The sequence below is a fragment of the Pseudomonas sp. LAMO17WK12:I10 genome (assembly GCF_900215185.1).
Taxonomy (GTDB): Bacteria; Pseudomonadota; Gammaproteobacteria; order Pseudomonadales; family Pseudomonadaceae; genus Aquipseudomonas; species Aquipseudomonas chlororaphis.
The window spans coordinates 128,720-146,221 of the sequence record NZ_OBDX01000005.1 but is presented as its reverse complement, the minus strand read 5'-3'; the positions used below and the strand labels follow the sequence as shown (position 1 = coordinate 146,221).

At 61.1% G+C, this 17,502-nt stretch carries 19 protein-coding genes; 12 read left to right on the top strand and 7 right to left on the bottom strand.

The features are described from left to right. The first annotated feature begins 99 nt into the window (after window positions 1–99). The 8 genes from metG to CRO75_RS08290 all read left to right on the top strand — a co-directional run bounded on the left by metG (window position 100) and on the right by CRO75_RS08290 (window position 7,203). The gene (gene metG, locus CRO75_RS08325) at window positions 100–2,151 is read left to right on the top strand and encodes a methionine--tRNA ligase (protein ID WP_009045358.1); all 2,052 of its coding nucleotides are present in this window, start codon (window positions 100–102) and stop codon (window positions 2,149–2,151) included. Window positions 2,152–2,283: 132 nt separating this feature from the next. Then, a complete protein-coding gene (locus CRO75_RS08320) occupies window positions 2,284–2,871 on the top strand; it encodes an Rnf-Nqr domain containing protein (protein ID WP_062824789.1) in 588 nt (195 codons plus the stop codon). Beyond that, window positions 2,868–4,088 carry an electron transport complex subunit RsxB gene (gene rsxB, locus CRO75_RS08315; RefSeq protein WP_097134962.1) on the top strand — a complete coding sequence of 407 codons (1,221 nt, stop codon included), beginning with the start codon at window positions 2,868–2,870 and terminating at the stop codon, window positions 4,086–4,088. The genes CRO75_RS08320 and rsxB overlap by 4 nt, the downstream gene beginning before the upstream one ends. After that, on the top strand, window positions 4,075–5,070 hold the full coding sequence (locus CRO75_RS08310) for an RnfABCDGE type electron transport complex subunit D (protein ID WP_097134961.1): 996 nt from the start codon (window positions 4,075–4,077) through the stop codon (window positions 5,068–5,070). The genes rsxB and CRO75_RS08310 overlap by 14 nt, the downstream gene beginning before the upstream one ends. Next, complete coding sequence (locus tag CRO75_RS08305) at window positions 5,067–5,678, top strand: RnfABCDGE type electron transport complex subunit G (protein WP_097134960.1); 612 nt, start codon at window positions 5,067–5,069, stop codon at window positions 5,676–5,678. Before CRO75_RS08310 ends, CRO75_RS08305 begins: the two co-directional genes overlap by 4 nt. After that, window positions 5,671–6,270, top strand: coding sequence for an Rnf-Nqr domain containing protein (locus CRO75_RS08300; protein ID WP_097134959.1), 600 nt, complete (start codon window positions 5,671–5,673; stop codon window positions 6,268–6,270). Before CRO75_RS08305 ends, CRO75_RS08300 begins: the two co-directional genes overlap by 8 nt. A 7-nt stretch (window positions 6,271–6,277) precedes the next feature. After that, window positions 6,278–6,916 (top strand): endonuclease III, encoded by a 639-nt coding sequence (nth, locus tag CRO75_RS08295; protein ID WP_007922445.1) that lies wholly within the window; start codon window positions 6,278–6,280, stop codon window positions 6,914–6,916. Window positions 6,917–7,023: 107 nt separating this feature from the next. Beyond that, on the top strand, window positions 7,024–7,203 hold the full coding sequence (locus tag CRO75_RS08290; RefSeq protein WP_007922443.1) for a hypothetical protein: 180 nt from the start codon (window positions 7,024–7,026) through the stop codon (window positions 7,201–7,203). A gap of 192 nt (window positions 7,204–7,395) precedes the next feature. On the opposite strand, the gene CRO75_RS08285 is transcribed toward CRO75_RS08290, so the two are convergent. The 3 genes from CRO75_RS08285 to CRO75_RS08275 all read right to left on the bottom strand — a co-directional run bounded on the left by CRO75_RS08285 (window position 7,396) and on the right by CRO75_RS08275 (window position 10,624). After that, window positions 7,396–8,022, bottom strand: coding sequence for a response regulator transcription factor (locus tag CRO75_RS08285; RefSeq protein WP_007922442.1), 627 nt, complete (start codon window positions 8,020–8,022; stop codon window positions 7,396–7,398). Between the two features lie 349 nt (window positions 8,023–8,371). Beyond that, window positions 8,372–9,589 (bottom strand): argininosuccinate synthase, encoded by a 1,218-nt coding sequence (locus CRO75_RS08280; protein WP_009045364.1) that lies wholly within the window; start codon window positions 9,587–9,589, stop codon window positions 8,372–8,374. A gap of 126 nt (window positions 9,590–9,715) precedes the next feature. Continuing rightward, window positions 9,716–10,624 carry an OmpA family protein gene (locus CRO75_RS08275; protein WP_009045365.1) on the bottom strand — a complete coding sequence of 303 codons (909 nt, stop codon included), beginning with the start codon at window positions 10,622–10,624 and terminating at the stop codon, window positions 9,716–9,718. Between the two features lie 156 nt (window positions 10,625–10,780). Between CRO75_RS08275 and pyrC the strand changes: the two genes are divergently transcribed. Both pyrC and rnt read left to right on the top strand, forming a co-directional pair. Next, complete coding sequence (gene pyrC, locus CRO75_RS08270; RefSeq protein WP_009045366.1) at window positions 10,781–11,827, top strand: dihydroorotase; 1,047 nt, start codon at window positions 10,781–10,783, stop codon at window positions 11,825–11,827. Continuing rightward, window positions 11,824–12,498, top strand: a complete 675-nt coding sequence (gene rnt, locus CRO75_RS08265) for a ribonuclease T (protein WP_007922434.1) — start codon at window positions 11,824–11,826, stop codon at window positions 12,496–12,498. Before pyrC ends, rnt begins: the two co-directional genes overlap by 4 nt. Before the next feature lie 70 nt (window positions 12,499–12,568). On the opposite strand, the gene CRO75_RS08260 is transcribed toward rnt, so the two are convergent. Next, window positions 12,569–13,171: a peroxiredoxin gene (locus tag CRO75_RS08260; protein ID WP_007922432.1), complete on the bottom strand. Its 603-nt coding sequence runs from the start codon at window positions 13,169–13,171 to the stop codon at window positions 12,569–12,571. A gap of 326 nt (window positions 13,172–13,497) precedes the next feature. Here CRO75_RS08260 and CRO75_RS08255 point away from each other — a divergent pair, with 326 nt between their 5' ends. Together CRO75_RS08255 and bfr are read left to right on the top strand one after the other, a co-directional pair. Further along, window positions 13,498–13,716 carry a bacterioferritin-associated ferredoxin gene (locus CRO75_RS08255; RefSeq protein WP_097134958.1) on the top strand — a complete coding sequence of 73 codons (219 nt, stop codon included), beginning with the start codon at window positions 13,498–13,500 and terminating at the stop codon, window positions 13,714–13,716. Between the two features lie 201 nt (window positions 13,717–13,917). Continuing rightward, entirely contained in the window at window positions 13,918–14,391 is a 474-nt protein-coding gene (gene bfr / locus CRO75_RS08250) for a bacterioferritin (RefSeq protein ID WP_007922427.1), read from the top strand. 123 nt (window positions 14,392–14,514) lie between these two features. Here bfr and grxD read toward each other — a convergent pair whose 3' ends face one another. The 3 genes from grxD to CRO75_RS08235 all read right to left on the bottom strand — a co-directional run bounded on the left by grxD (window position 14,515) and on the right by CRO75_RS08235 (window position 17,478). Further along, on the bottom strand, window positions 14,515–14,853 hold the full coding sequence (grxD, locus tag CRO75_RS08245; protein ID WP_007922425.1) for a Grx4 family monothiol glutaredoxin: 339 nt from the start codon (window positions 14,851–14,853) through the stop codon (window positions 14,515–14,517). Window positions 14,854–14,949: 96 nt separating this feature from the next. Beyond that, window positions 14,950–17,058, bottom strand: a complete 2,109-nt coding sequence (locus tag CRO75_RS08240) for a molybdopterin oxidoreductase family protein (protein WP_097134957.1) — start codon at window positions 17,056–17,058, stop codon at window positions 14,950–14,952. A 126-nt stretch (window positions 17,059–17,184) separates the two neighbouring features. After that, the gene (locus CRO75_RS08235) at window positions 17,185–17,478 is read right to left on the bottom strand and encodes a hypothetical protein (RefSeq protein WP_097134956.1); all 294 of its coding nucleotides are present in this window, start codon (window positions 17,476–17,478) and stop codon (window positions 17,185–17,187) included. Between the last annotated feature and the right edge of the window lie 24 nt (window positions 17,479–17,502).

Below are 17,502 nucleotides of genomic sequence, written 5' to 3'. Positions count from 1 at the left end.
ATGGCTACGACGGCCGTGGAAAACCGGGCTCACGGGGTGAAATATATTTCTCGGCGCTTTATAGTGGCCGACCTCCGTTTCATCAAGTAGCCGAGCCCCATGTCCGAGCCACGCAAGATCCTCGTCACCAGCGCCCTGCCCTATGCCAATGGTTCCATCCATCTTGGCCATATGCTTGAGTACATCCAGACCGATATGTGGGTGCGCTTCCAGAAGCATCGCGGCAACCAATGCATCTATGTCTGCGCGGACGACGCTCACGGCTCGGCCATCATGCTGCGCGCGGAAAAGGAAGGCATCACCCCGGAACAACTGATCGCCAACGTCCAGGCCGAACACAGCGCCGACTTTGCCGACTTCCTGGTGGACTTCGACAATTTCCACTCGACCCACGCCGAAGAAAACCGTGAGCTGTCGAGCCAGATCTACCTGAAGCTGCGCGACGCCGGGCACATCGCCACGCGCTCGATCACCCAGTATTTCGACCCGGAAAAACAAATGTTCCTGGCCGACCGCTTCATCAAGGGCACCTGCCCGAAATGCGGCACCGAGGACCAGTACGGCGACAACTGCGAAAAATGCGGCGCCACCTACGCGCCGACCGACCTGAAGGATCCGAAGTCGGCGATTTCCGGCGCCACCCCGGTGCTCAAGGATTCCCAGCACTTCTTCTTCAAGCTGCCGGACTTCCAGCAGATGCTGCAGCAATGGACCCGCAGCGGCACCCTGCAGGACGCCGTGGCGAACAAGATCGCCGAATGGCTGGATGTCGGCCTGCAACAGTGGGACATCTCCCGCGACGCACCGTATTTCGGCTTCGAGATCCCCGACGAGCCGGGCAAGTACTTCTACGTCTGGCTGGACGCGCCGATCGGCTACATGGCCAGCTTCAAGAACCTGTGCAACCGCACGCCGGAGCTGGACTTCGATGCGTTCTGGGGCAAGGACTCGACCGCCGAGCTGTACCACTTCATCGGCAAGGACATCGTCAACTTCCACGCGCTGTTCTGGCCCGCCATGCTCGAAGGCGCCGGCTACCGCAAGCCGACCGGCATCAACGTGCACGGCTACCTGACCGTCAACGGCCAGAAGATGTCCAAGTCCCGCGGCACCTTCATCAAGGCCCGGACCTACCTCGACCACCTGTCGCCGGAATACCTGCGTTACTACTACGCGGCCAAGCTGGGCCGCGGCGTCGACGACCTGGACCTGAACCTCGAAGACTTCGTGCAGAAGGTCAACTCCGACCTGGTGGGCAAGGTGGTGAACATCGCCAGCCGTTGCGCCGGCTTCATCCACAAAGGCAACGCCGGTGTGCTGGTGGACCAGAACGCCGCGCCGGAGCTGACCGACGCCTTCCTGGCGGCCGCGCCGAGCATCGCCGACGCTTATGAGGCCCGTGACTTCGCCCGCGCCATGCGTGAAATCATGGCCCTGGCCGACCGCGCCAACGCCTGGATCGCCGACAAGGCGCCGTGGTCGTTGAACAAGCAGGAAGGCAAGCAGGATGAAGTCCAGGCCATCTGCGCCACCGGCGTCAACCTGTTCCGCCAACTGGTGATCTTCCTCAAGCCGGTGCTGCCGCTGCTGGCCGCCGACGCCGAGGCGTTCCTCAATGTCGCCCCGCTGACCTGGAACGACCACCAGCACCTGCTGAGCAACCACCAGCTGAACGCATTCAAGCCGCTGATGACGCGGATCGACCCCGTGAAAGTACAAGCCATGACCGACGCCTCGAAAGAAGACCTGACCGCCAGCCAGACCGACACCGGTGAAGCCAAGCCTGCGGGCAACGGCGAGCTGGCCAAGGATCCGCTGTCGCCGGAAATCGACTTCGACACTTTCGCCGCCGTCGACCTGCGCGTGGCGCTGATCGTCAAGGCCGAACATGTGGAAGGCGCCGACAAGCTGCTGCGCCTGACCCTGGATATCGGCGACGAGCAACGCAACGTGTTCTCCGGGATCAAGAGCGCCTACCCGGATCCGTCCAAACTCGACGGTCGCCTGACCATGATGATCGCCAACCTCAAGCCACGGAAAATGAAATTCGGCATTTCCGAAGGCATGGTGATGGCGGCCGGCCCCGGCGGCGAAGAGATCTACCTGCTGAGCCCGGACAGCGGCGCCAAGCCAGGCCAGCGGATCAAGTAACTCCGCTTGCGGGATCGATCCCCCCGTCGCGCCGCTGCGTGGCGGGGGGATTTTCATATATGGATGGGCCTGCGCCCTTGCCGGATAATTGCCTAGTCTTCAGGTATCCGCCCGCCCTCACCGGCCACGAACATGACCGAGATTGTCCTCACGCTCATCAGTGCTGCCCTGATCAACAACTTCGTGTTGCAGTGGCCGCTGGGCGTCGATCCGCTGTTGCAGGCCAGTGCCGAACCGCAGGTTGCGCGGCGGCGGATCCATGCCCTGGGGATCGCCACCAGTTGCCTGATGCTGCTCTGCAGCCTGCTGGGCTACGGGCTTTATCAGGCGCTGCTGGTACCGCTGGGCCTGACCTCGCTGCAACTGTTCGTGTTCCTGCCGCTGGGCGTGCTGCTGATCGCACCGCTGCTCAAGCTGCTGAGCCGGATGTTGCCCGGGCTGCCATTCGACGGCCTCTGGCCGCTGCTGCTGGGCAATGCCGGCGTGCTCGGCGCGTTGCTGCTGGCGGTCCAGGCCAATCGGGGAATCGGTCATAGCCTCGCCCTGGGCCTGGGTGCGGGCCTCGGTTTCTGGCTGGTGCTGAGCCTGTTCAGCGACCTGCGCCAACGCATTTTCAACAACGATGTGCCCCTGCCCTTTCGCGGCCTGCCGATCGACCTGATCAGCGCCGGCCTGATGGCGGTGGCATTTCTCGGTTTCAACGGACTGCTCAACCCATGAGTCTGATTCAACGCATCGACGCCCTGCTGCCGCAGACCCAATGCGGCAAGTGCGGCCACCCCGGATGCAAGCCCTACGCCGAAGGCATCGCCAACGGCGAGGCGATCAACAAGTGCCCGCCCGGCGGCGACGAAACCATTGCCGGCCTGGCCAGGCTGCTGAATGTCCCGGTCGTGGAACTGGACATCAGCCGTGGCCCGGCGCCGGCCCAGGTGGCCTTTATCCGCGAAGCCGAATGCATCGGCTGCACCAAGTGCATCCAGGCCTGCCCGGTGGATGCCATAGTCGGCGCGGCCAAGCAGATGCACACGGTGCTGATCGACGAATGCACCGGCTGCGATCTCTGCGTGGCGCCGTGCCCGGTGGACTGTATCGAGATGTATCCGCTGCCGCTGAATGACGTATTGCCGATCGTCGGCGGTCTGGCCACCGGTCTCGAAGAACTGCGCGCCCGGACCGCCAAGCGCGATCATGCGCGCCAGCGCTTCGAGCGCCGCAATGCCCGGCTGCAACGCGAAGAACAGCACAAGCAGGCCGAACGGGCCGCCCGCGCGCAACGTGCGGCGCAGCCCAGTGAAACCAGCCTGGACCCGGTGCAGGCGGCCATCGAGCGGGTGCGCGCGCAAAAGGCGGCCGCCGCCGATGCCGCGGTGAAAAAAGCCAAGATCGATCTGGCAATGAGCCGGGCCCAGTTGAACAAATCGCTGAAAGCCTTCGGCCATCCGCCGACCTTCGAGCAACAGTCGCAACTGATCGTCCTGCAGCGCCAGTTCGAGGCCGCCGAGCAAGCGCTCGCGCAGCTGGAAGGCGCTGTCGAAACCACCGTCGAAACCCTGGCCTCAGCGCCCCCGGCCAAAGACGCCGAGCTCAAGCGCGCGAAAATCCAGCTGGCGATGCGCCGCGCCGAACTGAAAAAGGCCCAGGACAGCCAGGCGCCCGCCGAGCAACTGGCCAGTCTGCAGCAGGCACTGAAAGACGCAGAACAGGCCTTGCATGCGACCGAAGAAGCCAGCGGGCAACCGGCGCCCAATCTGGTGCGAGTCGAAAAACGCCCGATCGACGCCCGCCTGCGGCAACTGAAAACCGAACTGGCTTACGCGCGGGCAGAAGTCAGCAAGCTGGAGCGTCACAGCGACACCCCGCCGCCACTGTTGGCCAAGGCCCGCGAGCGACTGGCCGAAGCCGAGCGCCAGGTACAAGCCCATGACGCCCCTTGAGCAACCGGACGAACGCCTGCGACAAGCCATGCAGCGTGTGCTTCTGGCGACCCTGCCGGGACTGCTGGCGCTCTTCTGGCTGTTTGGCTGGGGGATTCTGATCAACCTCCTGCTGGCCTGTGCCACCGCCCTTGCCGTCGAAGCCGCGGTGCTGCGATTGCGCCAGTGGCCATTGCGTCCTTTCCTTGGTGATGGCAGCGCCCTGGTCAGCGCCACCTTGCTGACCCTGGCCTTGCCGCCGTATTGCCCGTGGTGGCTGACGGTCAGCGCGGCCGCTTGTGCCTTGCTGTTCGGCAAGCACCTGTATGGTGGCGTCGGCAAGAATCCGTTCAACCCGGCAATGCTCGGTTATGCCCTGGTGCTGGTCTCTTTCCCCCAGCAGATGACTCATTGGCCGGCCTCCCATGGCCTGGACCTGCTGGGCGGCTTGCAGCAGATCTTCGGCATAGCCCTCGACAGAACCGCGCCCGATGCCTGGGCCCAGGCCACGGCACTCGACAGCCTGCGCATCAACAAAAGCCTGACCATCGATGAACTGTTCGCCGGCAATGCCGCCTTCGGCCATTTCGGCGGCAAGGGCTTGGAATGGGTCAACCTGGCCTTTCTCGCCGGCGGCGCCTTTTTGCTGCAGCAACGGGTATTCAGCTGGCACGCCCCGGCCGGCATGCTCGGCAGCCTGTTCGTCATCAGCCTGCTGTGCTGGAACGGTTCCGGGTCGGACTCCCACGGCTCGCCGTTTTTCCACCTGCTGAGCGGCGCGACCATGCTTGGCGCCTTTTTTATCGTCACCGAGCCGGTCTCCGGCCCCAGGAACACAAAGGCACGCCTGCTATTCGGGGTCGGCGTCGGTCTGCTGACTTACCTGATCCGCACCTGGGGCGGTTACCCGGACGGTGTCGCCTTCGCCGTACTGCTGATGAACCTCGCCGTCCCCGCCCTGGAGCGCCTGGCTGCTCCGCCGCCCGAGCCTTCCCTGCCATGAACCGCGCAACGAGCCTGGGAGTGTTGGCACTGCTGGCGGCTGTCGGCGCCACTGGCACTTTCTTCGTCCATCAGACGACGGCTCCCCGCATCGAGCGCGAACAGCGCGCCATCCAGGCACGCAACCTGCTGGATCTCCTGCCCGTCGACAGCTACGACAATCAGCCGCTGGATCAGCCGCTGGCCATCGATAACATCCAGCTCAGCCACAGCACCCTGCTCGCCGGTTATCGCGCCACCCGCAACGGCCAACCCAGCGCTGTGCTGCTACGCAGCCAGGTCAGCGGTTATGGCGGCCCGATCGAGCTGCTGATCGGCGTCGCCGCCAACGGCAAACTGCTGGGCAGCAAGGCTCTGCGGCATTCTGAAACGCCCGGGCTGGGCGCGCGCATCGCCGAGCGCCCGAATGCCTGGCTGCAGGGTTTTATCGGCAAATCACTGGGTGACCCGGGCGACGCCGGCTGGGCGCTGAAAAAAGACAATGGCCAATTCGACCAGATGGCCGGGGCCACCATCACCTCACGGGCGGTGGTCGAGGGGATTCACGACAGCCTGCGTTACTTCGATGAGCACCGCGAACAACTGCTGGGAAGTCCCGCCCATGAATAAATCCTCGACCCTGCAGAACGCCCTGATGCTCGCGCCGTTGATCGGTGCCAGCGACTCACTGGTCAAGGCCCTGGGGCTGGCCCTGGTATTTCTCTGTGTGAGCACAGTATTCGGCCTGTGCATGAATGCCCTGCGCCCACGCCTGGCTGGCCAGGGCCGCCTGGGCGCCAGTATCCTGCTCAGCGCCACGCTCACCAGCTGTGCCATGCTGGCCGCGCAGGCCTCGGCGTTCGAGCTGCAACAACAGTTGGCCCTCTACCTGGGCCTGATTGCCGTGCAATGCGTAGTGCTGGAATACCAGGATTTTTTCCAGCGCCCCGTGCGCTTGCGTCTTGCCGGCCTGTTCTGCCTGCTGCTGGTTATCCTGGGCGCGCTGCGCGAAGCCTTCGGCAGTGGCACCCTCGGCAATCATCTGCAATGGCTGCTGGGAATGAACGACGTCGACTGGCCAGGCTGGGTTCTGACCGCCCAGGGCGGCTTGCACCTGCTTACACTCGCACCTGGCGGTTTTATCCTGCTGGGGCTGTTGCTGGCCGCCAGGCAGGCCTGGGCCGCTTCTTCGACCTCACATCGACCGCCTTCAAGGAAATGACTCACCCATGAATGCCGCAAAACGCCTGGAAATTTTCCGCAGGCTGCACGAAGACAATCCGGAACCGAAAACCGAACTGGCCTATTCGTCGCCCTTCGAGCTGCTGATTGCCGTGATCCTTTCGGCCCAGTCCACCGATGTCGGGGTCAACAAGGCGACGGCCAAGCTCTTCCCCGTGGCCAATACGCCGGCCGCCATCTATGCCCTGGGCGTCGAAGGCCTGTCCGAGTACATCAAGACCATCGGCCTGTACAACAGCAAGGCCAAAAACGTGATCGAGACCTGCCGCCTGCTGGTGGAACGTCACAACAGCGAAGTCCCGCAGACCCGCGAAGAGCTCGAAGCCCTGCCAGGCGTCGGCAGGAAGACCGCCAACGTGGTACTCAACACGGCTTTCCGCCAACTGACCATGGCCGTCGATACGCACATCTTCCGGGTCAGCAACCGCACAGGGCTGGCCCCTGGAAAGAATGTCGTGGAGGTCGAAAAGAAACTGATGAAATTCGTGCCCAAGGAGTATCTCCTCGACTCCCATCACTGGCTGATCCTCCATGGCCGCTATGTGTGCCTGGCCCGCAAGCCGCGCTGCGGAAGCTGCCGGATCGAGGACCTGTGCGAATACAAGCACAAGACCTCTGACGATTGAGCAATCATTGATTTTGATGATAGGTCGATTGAAAAAATCTTTTTTACCAGTCCCGAGAATATCGATATAAGGAGCGCCAATGGCAGTCTTAGCCTGGAGTTAACCTTATGAGTACTGGCAAAGAACAACTGGACGTAGAAGACGACTTCACCCCTGTTGAAACAGAAGATGCGGAGCCTGTGGTAGAGGTGGCCAAGACCAACTTGAGCAAACGTCGGACCATCGACAACCTTCTGGAAGAGCGGCGCTTGCAAAAGCAACTGGCCGATTACGACTTTGATCTTTAGTAACAAAAAGCCTCCTTTGACGGAGGCTTTTTTGTTACACCGGCCAACATTCCAAGTCGCTTCTTTTCAAACCAGGCCATGCGCGGCTGAGGGATCCAACATCGCCGACAGACCGGCAGGCCCGCAACGCGATGAAAGCTCGCAAAAGCCGCTGTTTTTTTCCTTCCGCGCCTTGTTGTAGCGCCTTAACCTTCATACCAGCTGATGGCGCTTGGCAAACTCGATCAGGTCCACCAGCGAGCGGGCGTTGAGTTTCCCCAACAGCCGCCTTTTGTAGGTGCTTACCGTTTTACTGCTCAAGCACAGGCCCTCGGCAATCTCCTTGTTGGTCTGCCCACCGGCGAGTTGCTTCAGGACCATCAACTCTCGACCCGACAGGCTGGACAACATCCCCTCCTCGCTGGCGATGCCCAGGCTCGAGCGCAAGGTATGCAAGGCTTCGTTGGGAAAATAACTGTAGCCGGCCAGGACGGCCCTGACGGCGCTGATCAATTCAGTGATGTCCTGCTGCTTGCACACATAACCGGCCGCACCAGCCTGCATGCAGCGCATGGAGAAAGGGCCAGGTACTTGCAGGCTCAATACCAGCACTTTGGTCGACATGGCTTTTGACGAAAGTCTGGCGATAACTTCCAGGCCATCGAGTTTGGGAATACCAATATCAAGAATAAGGATGTCTGGAACATGTTCATAAGACAGTTTCAGGGCATCCATGCCATTGTCCGCCTCGGCAACTACTTCAAAGCCGTGCCGCTCCATCAGCATGCGCACAGCCAGACGAGTGACGGGATGATCATCTACGATCAAAACTTTCTTCATGGGTAAGTCCAGAGTCCGCTATTGGTTTTTCAAGCAAACACCATAACCCAGTCATTTAGCCCGTGGCATGGCCATGCCCTTGGCCAGCATCGCCCCGAGAAGTTCCTTACAAACAATACGGATTTGCCCTACAAGGAAAAATTGAACGTCGCCCCCTATATATAACTACTCCTGACTTTCCTACACTTCGTATTGAAAATAGCGGACTGAAAGATAGTCGAGATCCCATTGAAACAATGGCCAGTGGAAACTTTTAGTTAGGGTCTCCAGACACCCGTTTGATCGATTAAAACATCAGGCATAAAAAAGCCCCGCTCATGGCGGGGCTCTTTTAAAACGACTCAAGGCATCAGAACAGAGTCCGACCCTTGTTGGCCGCAATACGCATGCGCAGGGCATTGAGCTTGATGAAACCAGCCGCATCCGCCTGGTTGTAGGCGCCGCCGTCTTCTTCGAAGGTCGCAATGTTGGCATCGAACAGCGACTCATCGGACTTGCGACCGGTGACGATCACATTGCCCTTGTACAGCTTCAGGCGAACCACGCCGTTCACGTGGGCCTGGGAGGCGTCGATCATCTGTTGCAGCATCAGACGCTCAGGGCTCCACCAGTAGCCGGTGTAGATCAGGCTGGCGTACTTGGGCATCAGCTCGTCTTTCAGGTGAGCGACTTCACGATCCAGGGTGATCGATTCGATCGCCCGGTGAGCGCGCAGCATGATGGTGCCGCCAGGGGTTTCGTAGCAGCCGCGGGACTTCATGCCGACATAGCGGTTTTCCACGATGTCCAGACGACCGATGCCGTTTTCACCGCCGATGCGGTTCAGGGTCGCCAGCACGGTGGCCGGGGTCATCTCGACGCCGTCGATCGCCACGATGTCGCCGTTGCGGTAGGTCAGCTCGATGTAGGTCGGGGTGTTGGGAGCCTTCTCCGGGGAGACGGTCCAGCGCCACATGTCTTCTTCGTGCTCGGTCCAGGTGTCTTCCAGCACGCCGCCTTCATAGGAGATGTGCAGCAGGTTGGCATCCATCGAGTACGGGGATTTCTTCTTGCCGTGACGCTCGATCGGGATCGCGTGCTTCTCGGCATAGTCCATCAGCTTCTCGCGGGACAGCAGGTCCCACTCACGCCAGGGAGCGATCACTTTCACCCCTGGTTTCAAGGCGTAGGCGCCCAGTTCGAAACGAACCTGATCGTTGCCCTTGCCGGTAGCTCCGTGGGAAATGGCGTCGGCACCGGTTTCGTTGGCGATCTCGATCAGGCGCTTGGCGATCAACGGACGAGCGATGGAGGTACCCAGCAGGTACTCACCTTCGTAAACGGTGTTGGCGCGGAACATCGGGAAAACGAAATCGCGCACGAACTCTTCGCGCAGATCGTCGATGTAGATCTCTTTCACGCCCATGGCTTGCGCCTTGGCTCGTGCAGGTTCGACCTCTTCGCCCTGACCCAGGTCAGCGGTGAACGTCACCACTTCACAGTTATAAGTATCCTGCAGCCACTTGAGGATCACCGAAGTGTCCAGGCCGCCGGAATACGCCAGAACGACCTTGTTTACGTCCGCCATGCCATCACTCCACGGGGTTCTACGGAAAGCCGTCAAGTCTACCGATCAACGCGGATAATTTACAGAGGCGCGACAGCTTATGACGACGAAGCGACAGATTATGTCGAGCGGGCGACGACAGCCGTTTCAGGACGTCGCCGCGGCGTTGGCGGGGGCAGCGGCCTGGGGTGCCGGTTTTTCTGCGACCGGGACACGCTGCAGCTGTACGTTGACCCGACGATTCTTGGCCCGGTTCGCCGCGTTGGTGTTGGGCGCCAACGGGTAGCGCTCACCGTGGAAACGCATCTCGATCTGCGACTCGGGAATGCCATTGGCCTTGAAGAACTCCATCACCGCCAGCGCCCGGCGCCGCGACAGGTCACGGTTGGTCAAGCGGTTGCCGCTGTTGTCCGAGTGGCCATCGAGCTGGATGTGATTGACCGTCGGATCGGCCTTGAGAAACTCGAGCATCACCTGCAGCCTGGCCTTGGCTTTGGCGTCCAGGTCGATACCGCCCCCGGGGAAGCCGACCTCGGATTGCCTGACCTGATCGAAGTTCTGCGGCAGCAACTTGGCGACACAGCGTTGGTAGTCGCCATACGCCTTGCTGAACTTGACCGGCAACAAGCGCACCTCGGACACCCCGCCCTCACGGGAATAGTGGCGAACCACCGGGCTGCGCCCATCCATCAATCCACCGATCAGTCGCCCGGCCTGCAGTTGCGAACTGTTGAACAGCACATCGCCGCTGCCGAGCCGTACCGAACCCAGGTTGATGTCGCCCCGACCCGGCTGCCACGGCGCGGCCGCCGCGAGCAGCGTGGCCGAACCGCCAGCGAGCATCGGGTTGTAGGCCTTGAGGCGAAAGGTCGCCTGCTCGCCGGCGCGACGCACGAACTCCCCGGAACCGAAATCAGTGATCGGCTGGCTCAGACGGCACTCGAATTTATCGCCTTCGACCGTCCACTCAATGCTCTCCAGACGGGTCTGGAAAGTCAGCGCCATCGCGGGAAGACTGGCGAACACACTGAGCAAGGCTAGATAACGCTGGCGCACGGGAGGCTCCACTGACTTGTACATCACGAAAATCGAAATGCCTGTTTATGGCATACCTTCGGGATATCGGAAGCTTCACGCAAAACTTGATAGCGAGTGCCTGGAAGAGTCTTTTCCGGTAGCATTCACTGGAGTTTGACCCGCCTGGAATCCCCAATGTCCGACCGCCTGACCCTGCTGCGTCCCGACGACTGGCATATTCATCTTCGCGATGGTGCCGTGTTGACCAATACTGTCGCGGATGTCGCGCGCACCTTTGGTCGCGCCATCATCATGCCTAACCTGGTACCTCCAGTGCGCAACGCCGCTGAAGCCGATGCCTATCGCCAGCGCATTCTCGCTGCGCGGCCGGCCGGCAGCCGCTTCGAGCCGCTGATGGTGCTCTACCTTACCGATCGCACCCAGCCCGAAGAAATTCGCGCGGCCAAGGCCAGTGGTTTCGTCCATGCCGCCAAGCTCTACCCGGCCGGTGCGACCACCAACTCGGACTCGGGCGTCACCAGCATCGACAAGATCTTCCCGGCGCTGGAGGCCATGGCCGAAGTCGGCCTGCCGCTGCTGATCCACGGTGAAGTCACCCGCGGTGAAGTCGACGTGTTCGACCGCGAGAAGCTGTTCATCGACGAGCACATGCGCCGTGTCGTCGAGCGCTTCCCGACGCTCAAGGTGGTGTTCGAACACATCACCACCCGTGACGCCGTGCAGTTCGTCAACGAGGCCTCGGCCAACGTTGGAGCAACCATCACCGCCCATCACCTGCTGTACAACCGCAACCACATGCTGGTTGGCGGCATTCGCCCGCACTTCTATTGCCTGCCGATTCTCAAGCGCAACGTGCACCAGGAAGCGCTGCTCGACGCCGCCGCCAGCGGCAGCCAGAAGTTCTTTCTCGGCACCGACTCCGCGCCCCACGCCCAGCATGCCAAAGAAGCGGCCTGCGGCTGTGCCGGCTGCTACACCGCCTATGCCGCGATCGAGTTGTACGCCGAAGCCTTCGAACAGCGCAACGCGCTGGACAAGCTGGAAGCCTTCGCCAGCCTCAACGGCCCGCGCTTCTACGGCCTGCCAGCCAACACCGATCGCATCACCCTGGTTCGTGAAGAATGGACCGCCCCTGCCAGCCTGCCTTTCGGCGAGCTGACTGTCATCCCGCTGCGCGCCGGTGAAAAACTGCGCTGGCGCCTGCTGGAGGAACACGCGTGAGTGAAGACCATTTCGACGACGAGCAGGACGGTCACAACGGTGGTGGCTCGCGTCATCCAATGGCGGCACGCTTTCGTGGTTACCTGCCGGTAGTCGTCGACGTTGAAACCGGTGGTTTCAACTCGGCCACCGACGCCTTGCTGGAAATTGCCGCGACCATCATCGGCATGGACGAAAAGGGCTTCGTGTTCCCCGAGCACACCCTGTTTTTCCGGGTAGAGCCTTTCGAAGGCGCCAACATCGAGGCCGCGGCGCTGGAGTTCACCGGGATCAAGCTCGACCATCCGCTGCGCATGGCCGTCAGTGAAGAAACCGCGCTGAACGATATCTTCCGTAGCGTGCGCAAGGCGCTGAAGGCCAACGGCTGCAAGCGCGCGATCCTGGTCGGGCACAACAGCAGCTTCGACCTGGGCTTCCTCAACGCGGCTGTCGCGCGCCTGGACATGAAGCGCAACCCGTTTCATCCGTTCTCCAGCTTCGACACCGCGACGCTTGCCGGCCTGGCTTATGGCCAAACCGTGCTGGCCAAGGCGTGCCAGGCTGCCGATATCGACTTCGATGGCCGTGAGGCGCACTCCGCCCGCTACGACACCGAGAAGACTGCCGACCTGTTCTGCGGCATCGTCAATCGCTGGAAGGAAATGGGCGGCTGGCAAGACTTCAACGACTGATACCGTCGCTGAACGACCGCGCATAAAAAAACCGGCCCTGGGGCCGGTTTTTTTATGCGTGAAGCGCGGCTTACAGCTTGCCGGCGTTCTCGCTCAGGTAAGCAGCAACGCCTTCTGGCGAAGCAGTCATACCCTTGTCGCCTTTCTTCCAGTTGGCCGGGCAAACTTCGCCGTGCTCTTCGTGGAACTGCAGAGCGTCGACCAGACGGATCAGCTCTTCCATGTTACGGCCCAGCGGCAGGTCGTTGACGATCTGCGAACGAACGACACCTTTGTCGTCGATCAGGAACGCGCCACGGAAAGCTACGCCGCCTTCGGACTCAACGTCGTAGGCCTTGGCGATGTCGTGCTTCATGTCGGCAGCCATGATGTACTGGACCTGACCGATGCCACCGGCATTGATCGGGGTGTTGCGCCAGGCGTTGTGGGTGAAGTGCGAGTCGATCGAAACAGCGATCACTTCAACGTTGCGTGCCTTGAAGTCAGCCATGCGGTGGTCCAGGGCGATCAGCTCGGACGGGCAGACGAAGGTGAAGTCCAGCGGGTAGAAGAACACCAGGCCGTATTTGCCTTTGATGGCCGAGGACAGGGTGAAGCTGTCGACGATTTCGCCATTGCCGAGAACGGCGGGAACGGTGAAGTCAGGGGCTTGTTTGCCTACGAGTACGCTCATTGGATATCTCCTGGTGTGATCGAATGAAGAATGAGATCCAGCCCAGTTTGCCGCCGCCAAGCGACAGCCCTGTGACTCGATCCCGCTTCGTAAGGACCGCACATCATACACCGCGTTTTTGAGCTGTCCTTAGTGGTTTTTCCATCCCCTGGGTTCAGGCCGCAAAAAAGCCGCCCTGCTGGACAGCTCGTCACCCGTGCTAGAAAAAACCGTTCGTCTGCCAGATACGCATCTGGCAAAAAGCCCCAGGAAACCACTTTGACAATCATTCTCGTTAACATTAAGATCCGTCGCATTGAGCCATAACCAGCGACGGTTCTCACCTTATGTATGTCTGCCTCTGCACTGGCGTCACCGACGGACAAATCCGCGATGCAATCTACGACGGTTGCTGCAGCTATCGTGAAGTACGCCAAGCGACCGGCGTGGCCAGTCAATGTGGCAAATGTGCCTGCCTCGCCAAACAGGTGGTACGTGAAACCCTGACCGAACTGCAAAGCAGCCAGTCAGCGATTCCTTACCCAGTAGAATTTAATGTTGCGTAATTAACGCCATTTAAAAGAGCCGGACTTCATGTCCGGCTTTTTTATGCCTGTAATTCAATCGTTTAGCGTCAAAACGCGGAACACAAACATTCTTATTCCGATTAATTTTCATATATTATTCAATAACTTAGGTTTGACACTAATCATCGTGCGGCTCAGACTCTGCCTTATATACCGCTAATTACAGGGCAGGACCCCATCATGAAAGGCGACGTCACAGTCATCCAGCATCTCAACAAGATCCTTGCCAATGAACTGGTCGCGATCAATCAGTACTTCCTGCACGCACGCATGTATGAAGACTGGGGCCTGAACAAGCTGGGCAAGCACGAATACCACGAGTCCATCGACGAGATGAAGCATGCGGACAAGCTGATCAAGCGCATCCTCTTCCTCGAAGGCCTGCCGAACGTCCAGGACCTGGGCAAGCTGCACATCGGCGAACACACCAAGGAAATGCTCGAGTGCGACCTGCGCATCGAGCGTACCGGCCATGCCGACCTGAAAGCCGCCATCGCCCATTGCGAATCGGTTGGCGACTTCGGTAGCCGCGAGCTGCTGGAAGACATCCTGGAATCGGAAGAAGAACATATCGACTGGCTGGAAACCCAACTGGGCCTGATCGATAAAGTCGGCCTGGAGAACTACCTGCAATCGCAGATGGGCGACGAGTAACTCCCCTCAAGGTTCAGCCCATAAAAAAGCCCCGCCTCTCTTCACGAGGGCGGGGCTTTTTATTGCGTGGATAAATCCACACAACCCGGCAGGAGCGAACTTGTCGCTCCTGCCGAGGGCGAATCAGGCTTCGGTCTTGGCAGCGGCTTTTTCAGCGGCGGCCTTGATCAGGGTCTGCAACTCACCATTGGCAAACATCTCAGCCATAATGTCGCTGCCGCCGACCAGTTCGCCGGCTACCCACAGTTGCGGGAAAGTAGGCCAGTTGGCGTATTTAGGCAGGTTGGCGCGGATTTCCGGGTTCTGCAGGATGTCCACGTAAGCGAACTTCTCACCACACCCCATCACGGCCTGAGCGGCTTTCGCGGAGAAGCCACACTGCGGGGCATTCGGCGAGCCTTTCATGTAAAGCAGAATGGTGTTGTTGGCAATCTGCTCTTTAATAGTTTCGATGATATCCATGGAGCACCTCGGCTGAACTTTCCGACTCTGTTGTCGACACGGTGGCGCATTGTAACGGAAAGCCGAGCGCCATGCTCGGCCTCTCCGACAGACTCCTCAGGCCGCCTCCACCGTCACCGGCACGCCATTGAGCGCCGCATTGCCCGATAGCTCGTCCAGCTGACGCTCGTCGGTCAGGTCATTGGCACTCGACCCGGGTTGGACCATGGCGATGCTCATCTGCACCCCCGGCCGACCATGCCCCCAGCCATGGGGCAGGCTGACCACCCCGGGCATCATCTCGCTGCTGGCAAGGACTTCCACCTCGATCGCCCCGACCCGCGAACTGACCCGCACACGCTGTCCGTCAGTCAGCCCTCGCCGGGCCAGATCATCGGGATTCATCAGCAACTGATGCCGTGGCTTGCCCTTCACCAATCGATGGTAGTTGTGCATCCACGAATTATTGCTGCGCACATGGCGCCGGCCGATCATCACCAGCTCATCGGCCGCTGGAGCCTGCAACGCGGCAAAGCGCTCGAGGTCGGCCATGATCGCCGCGGGAGCAGCCTGTACCCGGCGGTTCTCGGTTTTCAGGCGCGCTGCCAGGTTGGGCTTGAGCGGCCCCAGGTCAATCCCGTGGGGGTGGTCGGCCAGCGTCGCCACCGACAGATTGAATCCGGACGCCTCGCCATACCGCCCTGCGCGCAGCCCCCTGTCGATCATCTGCGCCGGCGGCACGGTCGGCTTGAGCTCCTTGCCGGTCCGCGCGGCGAAGGCCCTGGCCAGGCCGACGAAGATTTCCCAGTCATGCAGCGCGCCTTCCGGCTTGGGCAGGATCGCCCGGTTGAAGCGGCTGACATTGCGCACCGCGAACATATTGAACGTGGTGTCGTAGTGATCGTTCTCCAGGGCCGAGGTCGATGGCAGGATCAGGTCCGCATAACGAGTGGTTTCGTTGATGTACAGGTCGATACTGAGCATGAACTCCAGGCCATCCAGAGCCTGCTCCAGCTGCCGTCCGTTGGGGGTGGAGAGCACCGGATTGCCGGCCACCGTGATCAGCGCCCGTACCTGCCCTTCGCCTGCGGTCAGCATTTCTTCGGCCAGGGCCGAGACCGGCAGTTCGCCGCCATATTCAGGGCGTCCGGAAACTCGGCTTTGCCAGGCATTGAAGTGCCCGCCCGAAGTCGCCGCCACCAGATCCACCGCCGGCTCGGTGCACAGGGCGCCGCCGACCCGGTCCAGGTTGCCGGTCACCAGGTTGAGCAGCTGCACCAGCCAATGGCAGAGGGTACCGAACGACTGGGTGGACACGCCCATCCGGCCATAACACACCGCCCTGTCCGCCGCGGCGAAGTCGCGCGCCAACTGGCGGATCTGCTGCGCCGGCACCGAACACAAAGGACTCATGGCTTCGGCACTGAAATAGGAAATGGCCTCACGCACCTCGGCCAGGCCGTCCACCGGCAGATGGCTGTCACGCGTCAGCCCCTGCGCGAAAATCGTATGCAGCATGCCGAACAGCAGCGCCACATCCCCGCCGGGACGGACAAACACATGCTGGTCGGCCATGACCGCCGTCTCGCTGCGCCGTGGGTCGACCACTACTACTTTGCCGCCTCGCGCCTGGATCGCCTTCAGGCGCTTCTCCACGTCCGGCACGGTCATGATGCTGCCGTTGGACGCCAGCGGGTTGCCGCCCAGGATCAGCATGAAATCGGTGTTATCGATATCCGGGATCGGCAGCAGCAACCCATGGCCATACATCAGGTAGCTGCTCAGGTGCTGCGGCAACTGATCCACCGAGGTGGCGGAAAAGCGGTTCTGGGTTTTCAGCAGGCCGAGGAAATAGTTGCTGTGGGTCATCAACCCATAGTTGTGCACGCTGGGATTGCCCTGATAGACCGCCACCGCATGGTTGCCGTGCCGTTCCTGGATCGCCGCCAGGCGCTCGGCCACCAGCTTGAAGGCCTCGCCCCACTCGATCGCCTGCCAATCGCCGCCGACCCTGCGCATGGGCTGGCGCAGCCGATCCGGATCGTTCTGGATGTCCTGCAGCGCCACCGCCTTGGGGCAGATATGGCCGCGGCTGAAACTGTCCTGGGCATCGCCCTTGATCGAGGTGATCTGCGGGCCGGCGCCGTCGACTTCGGTGGTTTCGATGGTCAAGCCGCAGATGGCTTCACACAGGTGGCAGGCACGGTGATGGAGAGTCTTGGTCATGGCCAGTCTCTATTTTATTCGGGGCGGCCAGCCTCAGGCCGCGGGAACAAAACTATGGTGCCAGACCGGCATCAGCACCAGAGACGTTCGTCTTGTGAATCGGCAAGCATCAAGCCAGCCGATGACTCAGTTGGAGGGCAGCCTCGGTGGATCGTCCTGCCGGGCGATCGGCGTCATGCCGTCCATCGGCGCCTCGCCGCCCTGCACCCCGCTGAATTCGGCAAGCAGCCGCCAATGCTCATCGAGATGGCTGCTGATGGTCAGCATGCGCTCGATCATCTGTCGCGCAGCGTTGCGCGTGGTGCTGTCCTCGCTGCGTAGTAACTCGAAGGACATCGAGGTGATCGATGCCGTCAGGTCGGTCAGGGTTCGCGTCGTCAACCCCAACAGTGTCTTCAGTTGCTGTTCTTTCGAATCCATTCCAAGCACTTCCCTGTTGCCGGT

Coding starts and splice junctions, on each gene's coding strand:
- metG (WP_009045358.1), top strand. CDS start 100: ATGTCCGAGCCACGCAAGATCCTCGTCACCAGCGCCCTGCCCTATGCC.
- CRO75_RS08290 (WP_007922443.1), top strand. CDS start 7,024: ATGAGTACTGGCAAAGAACAACTGGACGTAGAAGACGACTTCACCCCT.
- CRO75_RS08320 (WP_062824789.1), top strand. CDS start 2,284: ATGACCGAGATTGTCCTCACGCTCATCAGTGCTGCCCTGATCAACAAC.
- rsxB (WP_097134962.1), top strand. CDS start 2,868: ATGAGTCTGATTCAACGCATCGACGCCCTGCTGCCGCAGACCCAATGC.
- CRO75_RS08260 (WP_007922432.1), bottom strand. CDS start 13,171: ATGAGCGTACTCGTAGGCAAACAAGCCCCTGACTTCACCGTTCCCGCC.
- CRO75_RS08285 (WP_007922442.1), bottom strand. CDS start 8,022: ATGAAGAAAGTTTTGATCGTAGATGATCATCCCGTCACTCGTCTGGCT.
- CRO75_RS08300 (WP_097134959.1), top strand. CDS start 5,671: ATGAATAAATCCTCGACCCTGCAGAACGCCCTGATGCTCGCGCCGTTG.
- grxD (WP_007922425.1), bottom strand. CDS start 14,853: ATGGATATCATCGAAACTATTAAAGAGCAGATTGCCAACAACACCATT.
- CRO75_RS08310 (WP_097134961.1), top strand. CDS start 4,075: ATGACGCCCCTTGAGCAACCGGACGAACGCCTGCGACAAGCCATGCAG.
- CRO75_RS08235 (WP_097134956.1), bottom strand. CDS start 17,478: ATGGATTCGAAAGAACAGCAACTGAAGACACTGTTGGGGTTGACGACG.
- nth (WP_007922445.1), top strand. CDS start 6,278: ATGAATGCCGCAAAACGCCTGGAAATTTTCCGCAGGCTGCACGAAGAC.
- CRO75_RS08255 (WP_097134958.1), top strand. CDS start 13,498: ATGTATGTCTGCCTCTGCACTGGCGTCACCGACGGACAAATCCGCGAT.
- CRO75_RS08240 (WP_097134957.1), bottom strand. CDS start 17,058: ATGACCAAGACTCTCCATCACCGTGCCTGCCACCTGTGTGAAGCCATC.
- CRO75_RS08280 (WP_009045364.1), bottom strand. CDS start 9,589: ATGGCGGACGTAAACAAGGTCGTTCTGGCGTATTCCGGCGGCCTGGAC.
- pyrC (WP_009045366.1), top strand. CDS start 10,781: ATGTCCGACCGCCTGACCCTGCTGCGTCCCGACGACTGGCATATTCAT.
- CRO75_RS08305 (WP_097134960.1), top strand. CDS start 5,067: ATGAACCGCGCAACGAGCCTGGGAGTGTTGGCACTGCTGGCGGCTGTC.
- bfr (WP_007922427.1), top strand. CDS start 13,918: ATGAAAGGCGACGTCACAGTCATCCAGCATCTCAACAAGATCCTTGCC.